The sequence below is a fragment of the Cryptosporangium phraense genome (assembly GCF_006912135.1).
Taxonomy (GTDB): Bacteria; Actinomycetota; Actinomycetes; order Mycobacteriales; family Cryptosporangiaceae; genus Cryptosporangium; species Cryptosporangium phraense.
The window spans coordinates 139,681-152,506 of record NZ_VIRS01000013.1; the positions used below are offsets into that span (position 1 = coordinate 139,681).

The following is a 12,826-nucleotide window of genomic DNA, read 5'->3' on the forward strand; positions in this document are numbered from 1 at the left end:
TCACCCCACTGCGGGGATGCCTGCCGCCCGCGGCGGGCATCCCCCTGCACAGAGAGAAGAGCCCGTGGACGCTCTGATCACTCCACTGCTGAACGGCAGCGCACAAGGTGCGCTGCTCCTGCTCGCCGCGCTGGGCCTCTCGCTCACCTTCGGCCAGATGGGCGTGATCAACATGGCCCACGGCGAGTTCCTCATGATCGGCGCCTTCAGCGCCTACCTGGTCCAGCAGGTCATCACGGCCAGCAACCTGTCGATCCCGGTCGCGCTGCCGGTCGCGTTCGTCGTCGCCGGTCTGTTCGGACTCCTGCTGGAGATCACGATCATCCAGTGGATGTACCGCCGGCCGCTCGACACGTTGCTGGTGACCGTCGGGGTCAGCCTGATCCTGCAGCAGGCCGCGCTGCAGATCTTCCCGTCCCAGGGCGTCCCGGTCGAAAAGCCGGACTGGCTCGACGGGCAGGTCGACGTCCTCGGCTACGAATGGCCGCTGCGGCAGGTGTTCACGATCGTGCTCGCGGCCGCCTGCGTGGCCGCGCTGGCCGCCTGGCTCAAGTACACGTCGTTCGGCCGGCGCATCCGGGCGACCGTCCAGAACCGGGACCTGGCCGAGACCTCGGGGATCTCCACCCGCACCATCGACCGGCTCACGTTCTTCGCCGGGTCCGGTCTGGCCGGGGTCGCGGGCGTGGCCGCGTCGCTCATCGGCGGCACGAACTCGCAGATGGGCGCCCAGTACATCATCCCGGCCTTCCTCGTCGTCGCGGCCGGCGGCATCGGCCAGCTCAAGGGCACGATCATCGCCGCGTGGGCGGTGGGCGTCGCCCTCGCGTATTTCGCGTACTGGACGACCGGCAGCTTCGCGCAGGTGCTCGCCTTCATCCTCGTGATCGTGTTCCTGCAGGTCCGCCCGCAGGGACTGTTCACGGTGCGGACAAGGAGCCTGGTATGACCAAGCTGAAGCTCAGCGGCATCGTGGTCCTCGCCGTCCTGCTCCTCGGCGTCGCCCCCCTCGTGCTCACCGACCACTGGCTCACCAACCTCGGCAAGTACTGCTGCTGGGCGATCGCCGCCGTCGGCATCGGCCTGGCCTGGGGCCGGGGCGGGATGCTCGTGATGGGGCAGGGGGTGTTCTTCGCCCTCGGCGCCTACTCGATGGCCATGCACCTCACGCTGGAGAGCGCCGGTGGCCGGGTGCCCGGCTTCATGGTGCTCTACGACCCGCTCGCGCCGCTCCCGGCGTTCTGGGAACCGTTCCGCAGCACCTGGTTCACGCTGCTGGCGATCGTGCTGCTGCCGGTGATCGTGGCCGGCCTCCTCGGCTACGCGCTGTTCAAGCGGGGGGTGAAGGGCGCGTACTTCGCGATCCTGACCCAGGCGCTGGCCGTCGCGCTGGCCACGCTGATCAGCTCCACGATCCGCGAGACCGGCGGCGACACCGGGCTCAGCGACTTCAAGTACTTCTTCGGCTTCGTGCTGAACGACCCGGCGAACAAGATCATGGTCTACCTCATCGCCGCCGGGCTGCTCGTCGTCTGCCTGCTCGCGGTCTGGCAGCTGTACCGCAGCCGCTTCGGTGAGCTCCTCGTCGCCACCCGGGACGCCGAGGAGCGCGTCCGCTTCCTCGGCTATGACCCGGGCACGATCAAACTCGTCGCGTTCGTCATCTCGGCGCTGATGGCGAGCATCGGCGGAGCGATGTTCGTGCCGATCGTCGGCATCATCACCCCGGCCGAGATCGGCGCCGCGGCGTCGATCTTCCTGATCGCGGGCGTCGCCCTCGGCGGCCGGGCGTCGCTGTTCGGGCCCGCGCTGGGCGCGATCGCGGTCGGCTGGGGACAGTCGAGCCTCGGCTCGACCTGGCCCGACGGCTGGCCCTACGTCCTCGGCCTGCTGTTCATCGTCGTGATCCTGTTCCTGCCGAAGGGCCTGTCGTCGCTGCCGGCCCGGTTCACCGCGGCCCGTTCCGACGCGCCGCCCGCCACCGTTCCGGCCGAGCTCGAGGAGGTGCGGTCATGAGCCTCGTCGTCACCGATCTCCACGTCGAGTTCTCCGGGTTCGTCGCGGTCGGCGGCGTCTCGTTCGACGCCCACCCCGGCGAGGTCCGGTTCCTCATCGGCCCGAACGGCGCGGGCAAGACGACCTGCATCGATGCCATCACCGGGCTGTCCAAGGGCACCGGGTCGGCGAAGCTCGGCGAGACGGAGCTGCTCGGCAAGCCGGTGCACAAGATCGTCCGCCTCGGGGTCGGCCGCACGTTCCAGACCGCGAGCGTCTTCGACGAGCTCACCGTGCTGCAGAACCTCGACATCGCCGCCGGACGCCACCGCTCGCCGGCCGCGCTGCTGCGGGCCCGGCGCGGCGTCGACTCGTCGATCGAGCGGGCGGTGACGGAGACCGGGCTCGACGGCGAGCTGGCCACGCCGGCCGGCATCCTGTCGCACGGGCAGAAGCAGTGGCTGGAGATCGCGATGCTGCTCGTGCAGGACGCGCAGGTGCTGCTGCTCGACGAGCCCGTCGCCGGTATGAGCCAGGACGAGCGGACCGCGACCGGAGAGCTGCTGCAGCGCGTCGCGGCGAACCACACCGTGGTCGTGGTCGAGCACGACATGGACTTCATGCGCCGCTTCGCCACCCGCGTGACCGTCCTGCACCAGGGCAAGGTCCTCTCCGAGGGCACGGTGGCCGAGGTGCAGGCCGATCCACAGGTGCAGGAGGTCTACCTGGGCACGGCCGGGGCCGCGACCACGGCCGCCGCGGCGGCCGTGCCCGAACTGATGGAGGACTGACATGCTCGAGCTCACCGACGTCGAGGCCGGCTACGGGCGCACCCGGGTGCTGCACGGTGTCACGGTGCCGACGGGCCGGGTCGTGGCCGTGCTCGGCCACAACGGCGCCGGCAAGACGACGCTGCTGCGCCTGGCGATCGGCCTGATCAAACCGTCGAAGGGCCGGGTGCTGTTCGACGGCGAGGACGTCTCGTCGCTCGCCCCCAACCGGCGCATCGCCCGGGGCATGGCCTACGTGCCGCAAGGTCAGCAGGCCTTCGGCCAGCTCACGACGCTGGAGAACCTGCAGCTCGTCGCCGACGGCCGCCGGGGCGGCAAGGCCCTGATCGACGCCCAGCTGGCGCGCTTCCCGGCGCTGGAGAAGTTCGCCACCCGGAAGGCCGGCCTGCTCTCGGGCGGCCAGCGCCAGCAGCTCGCAATTGCCCGGGCCCTGATCACCGGCCCGAAGCTGCTCATCCTCGACGAGCCGACCGAGGGCATCCAGCCGACGATCGTCGCCGAGATCGAGCAGACGATCGTCCAGCTCGCCGCAGAGGGCATCCACGTGCTGCTGGTCGAGCAGCACATCGGCTTCGCCCTCGAGGCGGCCGAGCGGTACGTCGTCCTCGCGTCGGGCCGGGTCACCCAGACCGGCGACGGCGGCGCGGCCGCCACCGCCACCGTGCGGGCCGCCATGGCGATCTGAACTCGCAATGTGGGCGTAACAGCGGGCAGGGAGGATACCCCGCGAGGGGGCGCCACTGTGTCGACGGACAACGCGCGCGCGGCCGCGGAAGACAGTCTCGAGGACTACGCCTTCCGCTATGTACCGCGCACCTTCCGGCGCTGGAGCGCGGCCTCCGTCGGCGCCACCGCCCTCGGGTCGATCGCGTTCCTCGCCGACTTCTCGATCGGCGCGAGCATCGGCATCGACCACGGCACCGCCAACGCCGTGCTCGGCATCCTGTTCGCGTCGGTCATCATCGTCATCGTCGGGGTGCCCGTCGCCTACTACGCGGCCCGCTACAACCTCGACCTCGACCTCATCGCCCGTGGCTCGGGGTTCGGCTACTACGGCTCGATCATCACGACCATCGTCTTCGCCGGCTTCACCTGCATCTTCTTCGCCCTGGAGGGCGCGATCATGGCGCAGGGGCTGCAGGTCGCGACCGACCTGCCGCTCTGGCTCGGCTACCTCATCTCGACGGTCGTGGTGATCCCGATCGTCATCTACGGCATGCGCGCGCTGGAACGTCTGCAGTTCTGGACGACCCCGCTGTGGCTCGCGCTCGCGTTACTGCCGCTGCTGTGGATCCTCGTCTCCGACCCCGAGGCGGTCCGCGCCTTCACCTCGTACACCGGCAATTCCGACGGTTCGATCAAGTTCGGTGCCGTCGTCTCGAGTGCGGCCGTGTGTTTCGCGCTCAGCCCCCAGCTGGCCGAGCAGATCGACTACCTCCGGGCCATGCCGCCGCGCACGCCGTCCAACGCCCGCTCGTGGTGGACGTCGTTCGCGTTCGCCGGGCCGGGCTGGGTCCTGTTCAGCGGCACCAAGCAGGTGATCGGGGTGTTCCTCGCGGTCTATTTGCTGGTGAAGGTCGAACCCGATCTCGGGCATCGCGCGGCCGAGCCGGTCAAGCAGTTCGTCGTGATGTACCAGACCCTGATCCCCGACTGGCTGGCGATCGTCCTCGCCCTGCTGCTCATCGTGGTGGCGCAGGTGAAGATCAACGTGACGAACGCGTACTCGGGCTCGCTGGCCTGGTCGAACGTCTTCACCCGGCTGGCCAAGCACTATCCCGGCCGCACGATCTTCGTGCTGTTCAACCTCGTGATCGCCTACGTGCTGATGATGCTCGACGTCTTCACGCTGATCTCGTTCGTGCTCAGCCTCTACGCGAACGTCGTGATGGCCTGGCTGGTGACGATCGCCGCCGACATCGCGATCAACAAGTGGGTGCTGCGCATCTCGCCGCGCTTCCCGGAGTTCCGCCGGGGCATGCTGCACGACTGGAACCCGGTCGGGCTCGTGTCGGTGGGACTCGCCTCGGTGCTGTCGCTGCTCGCGTTCGCCGGGCTGTTCGGCCCGGACGTCAAGCCGTTCTCGGTGCTCATCGCGATCGGCGTCGCGGTCGTCGCCACGCCGGTCATGGCCCTGGCCACCCGCGGGCGGTACTACCTGCGCCGCCGCTCCGACGGCATCGACTCGCCCCGGTTCGACGCCGACGGCAACCCGTCGGGCGAGCGGCTGCGCTGCCACGTCACCGGGTACACGTTCGAGCGGCCGGATATGCTGGCCTCGGCCGAGAGGGGGCCGCACGGCGAGGTGCAGTACGTCTCGTCGCTGGCGCTCGCGCTCGACGATTCCGATCGATACGTGCTCCCGGCGGAGGTCACCGAGCCCCCGCGCTGGGCGGTCGCCCGGAAGGGGGAGAAGTGAGCGAGGAGCCGGTCGACACCGCGACCGCGATCCTGGTGAGCGCCGCGGTGCTGCTGCGCGAGCGGACGTTCGACGACATCTCCTACCGGGCCCTCGCCGACGAGGTCGGCATCTCCGAGCGCACGATCTACCGCCAGTACCCCACGCGCGCGCATCTGCTCGCCGCGCTCTCCGACTGGATCGAACGGACCTACTTCCCGCTGCCGCCGTTCGTGACCGTCTCCGAGTACTGCGCCGCCGTCCACGAGCGCTTCCGCGCTTTCGACGCGTCGCCCGCTTACGCCTACGTCGGTGCCCGGGCGTCCGCGATTTCCCCGACGCTCGACGGAGCCGGTCCGTCCTACCTCACGAGGGCGATCGAAGCTTTGCTGGACGTCGCGGCGCCGACGCTCAACCGGCGCGATCGGCGGCGGGTGGCGGCGTCGCTGCGCTACTTCTCGTCAGCGATGTTCTGGGCCCGGTTGAGGACGGGTTTCGACCTGGACGCGGCCGAGATCTGCGACGCCTTCGACCGCTCGGTGGGGCCGGTACTAGCGCGCCTACCCGAGGCGACGTGGGTGGAGCAGTGACGGCGCCCGCCGGTTCGGAGCTGAGCGGGACGCAGACCGCGATCCTGGCCGCCTACGCCGAGCTGATCGAGGAGGTCGGCAGCGACGACGTGTCGTTCCGGGTCATCTCGCGCCGAGCCGGCATCGCCCAGCGCACGGTGTTCCGGAACTACCCGACACGCGTCGACCTGCTCCTGGCCACCGCGGCCTGGATCGAAGCGACGCTCTTCGCCCGCGAGGAGCTGGACTCGATCTTCGACGTCCCCCTGGCGATCCGCGACGCGATGCAGCGCTACGACGCGAGGCCGGAGCTAGCGCACGTCGTCGCCGAGACGGCGATGCGCGGTGTGAGCGGCGCGGCCCCTGCGTCCGGCCGGGCACAGCTCGAGCGGCTCCTGGACGCCGAGGTGCCCTCCCTCGACGAGGCCGAGCGTCGGGCGGTCGTCGCGGCCCTGGCGCACCTCGACTCGGTCGGGACCTGGGTGACGTACCGCCGGGAGTTCGGCATGGACCAGCGAGACATTGCGGATGCGGCCGCCTGGGCGGCCGAGGCGGTCCTCGACACGATCCGCGACCGCGTCGCCTCGTAGCTGTTGGTCGCGCTGACGGGTGTCTGCTGTGGTCCGCGGGACGTGGCCCCGCGCGGCGGTCAGCGTCCCGCCGAACGGCCGCCGGCTCCGTAGCCGGCGTCGATGCCGACCAGCCCGGATTCGGGCGCCCTGTTGTTGCCCTGCGCTCCCGGGAACTCGCCGGGTCCCGCCACGGGTGCAGCGTCCTACGGGGTTCCGAGTTCGATCGGAGCGACGTCACGGTCGCGCGCCCGCCGAGGGCACACGGCGCCGAGAATCCGCCGCACGACCGACTCGACTCGTTCGCGCCTCGGGACGAACCGGTCGCGAACATCGACCGGATTTCTCAGCAGGTGAATCTGATCGCGTCGGGGCTGTCCTGCATTGCCTTCCGCCAATCTGACGCCGCCTTCTCGCACTCGGATTTCGTGACCCAGCACGCGCCGCCCGGCCCATCGCTTTTTCCGTCGTATTTCTCGCACTTGTTCGGGCTGAGTGGAAAGATCGGAGAAATATCGTATTTCCGATCATCCTGCGTTCCGCAGGCAGTCAATGACGCCAGTGCCAACCCGGCCAGTATGGTCGCTGCCACCGAGCGCACCCCGAAGCAGCATCGGTCTGGTATAGACATCCGGTCCATCCTTTCGATGGTCCCCGCCGCTGGCCAATCGAGGACGGGTCGGCGACAACCGGTATCGATGGCCTCGCGCAATCGCTGAATGAAACAGAGAGGCTGGCCTCGCGGCTAGCGGGCGCCCAAATGCCTCTTTGCGCGGTCGCGAAGCTCTCACGAGAATTGCGCACCAAGGCTCGGGTTTGAGCATTGTGCGATGCCAACCCACACCTGTCAAGCCTGCGGTGACCACTGAAAAGGGGTCGCTGCCCTATGGCAATCGCGGCAGAGGCTGCGTCGATGGCGAAGTGGCTATTTCTCACCCGTCCGAATGGTTGGTGTCGCCATCCATGCGCACCGTCCTATGTTGTGCGGGTCCATCTGCGTCCTAAAGAGACGCCAGGGCTGCGCGACGCGGCAGATCCAGCGGCGCGCTTCCGCCACTTCGAAAGGATTCCCGGCCGATGAGCGCGACCACCCGAGCCAGCCTCGCCCTGACCGCCAGCACTTCCCTCGCGCCGAATGCGGCGCTCGAGGTCGTCAAGGGCGCGACCGCCCGCGTGAAGGGCGGGGGCTCCGACGTGCTGTTCAGTGGCATCCAGACGTTGGGAGCCGCCTTTTACGTGGAGCGAGAGGCCGACGGCCGTTTGGAACTCTCTCTCAACAGCGGCAAGCGGATCATCGAGATCTGTACGTTCCCCGCCACCGTCACCGAGAAGGATGGGACGACGCAGCTGAAGGTCGGCGGTCTCACTCATTACAAGACCAGCCAGCCGACCGCGCTCGGCTTCATCCCGGTCGGCCCGAAGTCGATCAATGGCTTGGGAATGTACAAGCGGTTTCTTGATGAGGTGAGCGTTGCCCTGAAGAGTGCCGACGGCAACGCCCGGGTCGCCATCGAGGAATCCGCATGATGACTGTCCTGGTCTGGATCGTGCTGCTGGGTTTGTTGTTCGGGGGCCCAGCCAGCGTGCTGCTCAGCCGCAAGTACCCCCGCAAGCTGCCGAGGGAAGACGGCGAGAAAAGTTAGCGCGCGCACAACAGGAGCCGTTAGGTCGGACTGAGAGCCGGTCCAGGATCCGATTGTCGAACTCCCTGGAAGCCCGTGGCGGCACACTGACCTCATTGTGGCACTGTGCTGATTACGCACCTCATAGCCGGTTGGTGGAGCCTTGATGGAAATCGCGCCGGTACTCGGCGAGGCTGCTGTAGGCGCACTCCGTCTGGCCGCAGGCCGGAGGTCAGAAGATCACCTAAGCACTGGTGCAGTATTCGCCGCATTGCCGGAAGTTGAGCCGTATCGGAACTGGCAAAGATTGTGGCTGGAGACCGGCGAGCCGGACAGCCTTCACCTCGGCTGTGCACCGGACGGCGTCTCGCCCGCCACGGCAACGTTCGAAGGTGTTCCGCTCTCCGCGGACCTGTCGTATGCGCTGACGTTGGCGGACGATCTCCGGCAAACCTATGGCTTTTCCGAGGTCTCCGTCGGACTGCTGGCTGTCGCGATCGCGGCCGATCCGAATTCCGGGGCGGCGCGGCGACTCAGTGCTCACGGCGTCACCTCGGACGCGCTGCTTCAGTTGGTCCAGCGTGAGATCCTGGGCGACAGCTTGGTGGGTTTGAACGAGTTTCTCGATCGGCGGCGGTTCTCCATTGTCCGAGCGGATACCTCCACACCGCTGCCACCACAAGAACCGCGCGTCCCTGTCCCACGCGCATCGCTACCGTCACCGATTCGGCAGTCTGCTGCTCGGCCACGACTGCGTCGGATCGCCTGGACTGCGCTCAGCTTCCTGGCCGTTGCCGGCATCGTCCTGGCGATCAACACCTCGCCGAGCTTCAGACCCATGACGGGCCTGAAGTACCCGCCGGACCCGCCTCCAGTCGCGGCACACATGGTGACCACGTCCGATGTGCGATCGGCTATGGGCGCCGAAGCCGTCGCGCTCCAGGACCGACTGCCCGATCTCAACTTATGGACAAGTCACAGCCCGCTGGTCGTCGACTACCGGAATGCTGCCGTCAAGGCGGGCTGGCAGCGGGAGTGGGCGAGTGCTGATCAGACGCGCCGAGTCCTCATCCGCATCGTGGAAGTCAGCGAATCCGCCGAACTCCAGCACCTTCGTCGTTACTGCGCGCCGACGAGGACAACGACCGAGCCCGCAGGTTCGCCGTTCGTGCGCTCCGGATTCACTGCCAACTCCGGCGCTCAGGCTCTTTTCTGCGTGCTCTTCGAGAAGGGCAACCTTAGCGTCCTCACTATCGTGAGGGTGGACGAGGGCAGTGTGGATTCCCTGACGCCGGCCCTCGCTAACCGACTCGCATGGCGTCAGATGTCCCTTCTGGCCGGCTACACCTCCCCACCGCCGGTCGATCGTGAGACCCATTACGCCCGGGACAACATCAATCGTTGGCTTATTCGGTCTACCATCCTCACGCCGTTGATCGTCTGGCTGCTGATAACGCTGGTCGACCGAGCGACGTGGCGACGTCTGCGTCACAGGTTGTTGCCCCAGAAGAGGCGTGACCCGTTCGTCATCGCCGTCGATCCGGTGTCACGGCTGGCGCTATCAGAAGCCAGGGCATTCGCCGTCCTGAAGGTACTCGCATGCGTCTGGGTGCTCCGGCTCTCCGAAACGTTTCTGTTCGGATTTGGATCGACCGGGCTGCTCGTGCTGCTCATGTTCTGCATAGTGTCTACAGCCGAGTCGCGGCTGCTGCGCCGTCGTCGGGGGCGCTTCGCGGCGCGCCCATTCAAAGGATCCAGCCGGGTGCTCGCGGCAATTGGTCTACTTGTGACCGCGGCACTGGTGTTCACCGCGTATCTGATAGCGCTAGGCGGCATCTCCATGGCCGCTCTGGGCTTCAACCCGGTCGGCGCCGACTACGTCACCGGGCGCCTCGGCTGGATCGGTATCTTGTTCGCGCTGGTGCCCCTCGCCATCGCCATTCTCCCGCTGATGCTCGTGCGGCGCGTTGCGATGGGCCGGTTGCGACACGAAGCGCAGAGCGTGCCGGGCAAGCACATTACTATTGTTGCGCTCGTTCGCCGACGACAAGCGACGCCTGCGAGCCCGTCGTTTGGATCGGGCGTCCGTCGTCGATCGGCTGTGCCTACGCCGCTTCGAGCGCTTCGAGGAGGTCCTTGCCGCCGCGCTCTCCACGATCGGCCCGGTCATAGCGCTCGGCCAGCCCGGAGAACGACTTCCTCCGGCTCTCGGCGCCGTCCGCCAGGAGTACCCGATGGACGCCTGGGAGGCAGGCGTGGGAAAGCTGATCCAAGACTCGGCGTTCGTCTGCATGGTCGTGGGGCGTTCACAGTCGCTGGTGACCGAGCTGCGGGCGGTCAAGCAACTCGGCGCGTTGAATCGTGCGTTCTTTCTGCTGCCACCATGTGGGCGTGCCGATCAGCGAAACCGTCTTGCCGTGCTCTCGGCCGAACTCGGTATCCCATGGGGGCGGCTCCTTCAGGCGACGAAGACCGGAGACGTGCTGCTGGTAGCGTTGAACTCCGATCCGGACCGAGCAGTGATCTTCACGTCGGCGGGCCCGGACGATGTCAGCTATGAGGCGGCCGTACACGCGGCTGTGCTGCTGCTTGGATTGCCCGAAGCTGATGCTAGTGCTCCGGTGCGGCAGCTCGTGAACGGCTTCTGGCGCCGCACTTCCGAGGTCCGGTCCGAGTCCGCGGCCCTCTCTGCGCCGCCGCCGCGGGTAGCGATTTATGCGCCCGGCCAGGCGCCGGTTTACAAGCCGCTCTATCGGCGACACGCCAAGGCGCTGGGCGTAACGGTCATCACAAGTTCATGGGTGCTCTCCCTGATGTCATATCAAATTATCACGGGGGTGAGCTCCCGATACGACCCTGAGATCCCTACCGGAGATTGGGTAGCGACTACGCTCACTCAGGATGACATTTCCGGTAAACTCTACGGCGTCTTCGACTCGCGCAAAATCGCCACAATAGACCCGAATAAGGCAGAAGTCCGCTCTGTGATTGAAACAGGCGACCCCACCGATGAAATGATTGTGCACGGAAAGACCGCTTTCGCTGTCTCACGGCTCGCCGGAACGGTTACTGCCTTTAGTCTGGTCACGCGGCAGGCGCTGTGGAAAGCGCACCTACCGCACGGTGTGCGTGGTCTGGCGCTTCATGGCGGTCGTATAGTTACTGTCCTCCCAGCTCAGCATTTGGTCATCTCGATTTCCGTGCGCGACGGCCGCCAAACCGTGAAACGGACGGTCAACGGAACGCCGTGGGGCATAGCCTTCATTCGTGGCCAGTTCGTGGTTCCGCTCGTCGATCGAGCCCAGCTCGCCTATCTGGCCGCCGACGACCTGACGATTACCAGGACGGTGAAAACGGTACCGGGCCCGCAACAGGTTTACGCCCAGGGACCTCTGCTTTGGGTCCTCGCCCCCACGGCCGACCTCGTCGTCAGCCGGCGCGCGGACGGCACCGGCCCCAGTAGGGGGTACCAGTTTGGGCTCGTGGATCCGGCGGCCTCGATGTCCTCGAGCGGCAGCTGGGTCGCGATCGAGGGCGATGAGCGAGTGAGCCTGATCTCGCCGGACGAGCGCCTCTTTCGAGTTCCTCTGCCGTATTCCGCTATCTACTCTCTGTGTGTGACTCGCGCGGGGGAAGTCTTCGTTGGAACCAAGGGATCGGTGGCCCAGCTGCGCTAAGACGCCAGTCAGGAGACTCGCCGGGGGTGGGCTGCAAAATCGAACGCAGCAATCTGCCGCGGTTGACTGCTTCGCTAGTTCCTCGATCTGGACCTGGAGCGTCCCGGAGCGCGGGTCCACGGCTCGGGCTCGGTGAGGGTCGCAGCGTCCAGTCTGCTTCCGTCGTAATGCCGAGGCGCGGGATGTCGATGCCTTCTGCGCACTCGTCCCCGGTCTGTGCGAGGTGGACCTGCCGCGGCCGAGCAGCAGCGGCCGGCTCGCTCGTCACGTGCGGAGTGACGGTCGGAGCGGCCCGGCACATGGTGGGGCCTGCTCGCCCTCGAAACGGTCCCTCGCTCAGGGCTTACGGGCGACCGCGCCGTACACGGAGACCAACTCGTCGGAGCGGTCGGCGAAGCGGTCCTGGTCGTCGGGGTGCCAGCGGTGCACCAGCGTCACGCCGGGATCGACCAGCTCCAGCCCGTCGAAGAAGCTCTCGATCACCGGCTTCGGCCGCACCTGCATCGTGACGCCCCGGGCCGCGTAGATCTCCTCGACCTTCTTCCACTGTTCGGGCAGGAAGTCGCCGGTGAGATGCGACAGCGCAAGGTAGGAGCCGGACGGCAGCGCGTCCAGCAACTGGCCGACGATCCGGTGCGGCTCGTCCGCGTCGCCGATGAAGTGCAGGATCGCGACGAGCAGCAGCGCGACCGGCTGGTCGAAGTCGAGGGTGCGCTTCGCGGCCTCGATGATCCGTTCCGGGTCGCGGAGGTCGGCGTCGAGGTAGTCGGTGACGCCTGACGGGTTGCTCGCCAGCAGCGCCCGCGCGTGGGCGAGCACGATCGGGTCGTGGTCGGTGTACACGACGCGCGCGCCCGGGTCGATGCCTTGCGCGACCTCGTGCACGTTCGGCGCCGTGGGCAACCCGGTGCCGATGTCGAGGAACTGGCGGATGCCCTGTTCCGCGGTCAGATAGGTGACGGCCCGACGTAACCAGTCGCGGTTGGCGCCGGGGGCGACGTCGCTGGCCGGGTTGGAACTGCGGCCGTGCTCGGCCGCCGTGCGGTCGGCCGGGAAATTGTCCTTGCCGCCGAGCAGGTAGTCGTAGACCCGAGCCGGATGTGGGACGTCGGTGCGCAGGTCGACCGGCGCGCGGTCGGTGGCCCGGGAAGCAGCTTCGGTCATCCACTCAGCGTCAGTCACGTCGATCCTTACTCGTCCCGGTG

General features: G+C 67.5%; 11 protein-coding genes. 9 read left to right on the plus strand and 2 right to left on the minus strand.

The window, feature by feature from the left end; translation table 11 throughout:
- Window positions 1-64 precede the first annotated feature (64 nt).
- The 7 genes from urtB to FL583_RS19600 are packed head-to-tail and all read left to right on the plus strand — an operon-like array spanning window position 65 to window position 6,343.
- Window positions 65-949 (plus strand): urea ABC transporter permease subunit UrtB, encoded by an 885-nt coding sequence (gene urtB / locus FL583_RS19570; RefSeq protein WP_142706131.1) that lies wholly within the window; start codon window positions 65-67, stop codon window positions 947-949.
- On the plus strand, window positions 946-2,016 hold the full coding sequence (gene urtC, locus FL583_RS19575; RefSeq protein ID WP_142706132.1) for an urea ABC transporter permease subunit UrtC: 1,071 nt from the start codon (window positions 946-948) through the stop codon (window positions 2,014-2,016). Before urtB ends, urtC begins: the two co-directional genes overlap by 4 nt.
- Complete coding sequence (urtD, locus tag FL583_RS19580; protein ID WP_142706133.1) at window positions 2,013-2,786, plus strand: urea ABC transporter ATP-binding protein UrtD; 774 nt, start codon at window positions 2,013-2,015, stop codon at window positions 2,784-2,786. The genes urtC and urtD overlap by 4 nt, the downstream gene beginning before the upstream one ends.
- 1 nt (window position 2,787) lies before the next feature.
- A complete protein-coding gene (locus tag FL583_RS19585) occupies window positions 2,788-3,471 on the plus strand; it encodes an ATP-binding cassette domain-containing protein (RefSeq protein ID WP_142706134.1) in 684 nt (227 codons plus the stop codon).
- 9 nt (window positions 3,472-3,480) lie between these two features.
- Window positions 3,481-5,205 (plus strand): purine-cytosine permease family protein, encoded by a 1,725-nt coding sequence (locus FL583_RS19590; RefSeq protein WP_142706135.1) that lies wholly within the window; start codon window positions 3,481-3,483, stop codon window positions 5,203-5,205.
- Window positions 5,202-5,774 carry a TetR/AcrR family transcriptional regulator gene (locus FL583_RS19595; RefSeq protein ID WP_142706136.1) on the plus strand — a complete coding sequence of 191 codons (573 nt, stop codon included), beginning with the start codon at window positions 5,202-5,204 and terminating at the stop codon, window positions 5,772-5,774. The genes FL583_RS19590 and FL583_RS19595 overlap by 4 nt, the downstream gene beginning before the upstream one ends.
- Window positions 5,771-6,343 (plus strand): TetR/AcrR family transcriptional regulator, encoded by a 573-nt coding sequence (locus tag FL583_RS19600; protein WP_142706137.1) that lies wholly within the window; start codon window positions 5,771-5,773, stop codon window positions 6,341-6,343. The genes FL583_RS19595 and FL583_RS19600 overlap by 4 nt, the downstream gene beginning before the upstream one ends.
- Window positions 6,344-6,668: 325 nt before the next feature.
- On the opposite strand, the gene FL583_RS19605 is transcribed toward FL583_RS19600, so the two are convergent.
- Window positions 6,669-6,914, minus strand: coding sequence for a hypothetical protein (locus FL583_RS19605; protein ID WP_142706138.1), 246 nt, complete (start codon window positions 6,912-6,914; stop codon window positions 6,669-6,671).
- Between the two features lie 485 nt (window positions 6,915-7,399).
- Here FL583_RS19605 and FL583_RS19610 point away from each other — a divergent pair, with 485 nt between their 5' ends.
- Window positions 7,400-7,849 carry a hypothetical protein gene (locus tag FL583_RS19610; protein ID WP_142706139.1) on the plus strand — a complete coding sequence of 150 codons (450 nt, stop codon included), beginning with the start codon at window positions 7,400-7,402 and terminating at the stop codon, window positions 7,847-7,849.
- 2,122 nt (window positions 7,850-9,971) lie between these two features.
- Complete coding sequence (locus FL583_RS19615; RefSeq protein WP_142706140.1) at window positions 9,972-11,621, plus strand: hypothetical protein; 1,650 nt, start codon at window positions 9,972-9,974, stop codon at window positions 11,619-11,621.
- Between the two features lie 336 nt (window positions 11,622-11,957).
- Here FL583_RS19615 and FL583_RS19620 read toward each other — a convergent pair whose 3' ends face one another.
- Window positions 11,958-12,785, minus strand: coding sequence for an SAM-dependent methyltransferase (locus tag FL583_RS19620; protein ID WP_142706141.1), 828 nt, complete (start codon window positions 12,783-12,785; stop codon window positions 11,958-11,960).
- Between the last annotated feature and the right edge of the window lie 41 nt (window positions 12,786-12,826).

What these genes read in the sequence shown, in the direction of transcription:
- urtC (WP_142706132.1), top strand. Translation starts at nt 946, where the DNA reads ATGACCAAGCTGAAGCTCAGCGGCATCGTGGTCCTCGCCGTCCTGCTC.
- urtD (WP_142706133.1), top strand. Translation starts at nt 2,013, where the DNA reads ATGAGCCTCGTCGTCACCGATCTCCACGTCGAGTTCTCCGGGTTCGTC.
- FL583_RS19585 (WP_142706134.1), top strand. Translation starts at nt 2,788, where the DNA reads ATGCTCGAGCTCACCGACGTCGAGGCCGGCTACGGGCGCACCCGGGTG.
- FL583_RS19610 (WP_142706139.1), top strand. Translation starts at nt 7,400, where the DNA reads ATGAGCGCGACCACCCGAGCCAGCCTCGCCCTGACCGCCAGCACTTCC.
- FL583_RS19620 (WP_142706141.1), bottom strand. Translation starts at nt 12,785, where the DNA reads ATGACCGAAGCTGCTTCCCGGGCCACCGACCGCGCGCCGGTCGACCTG.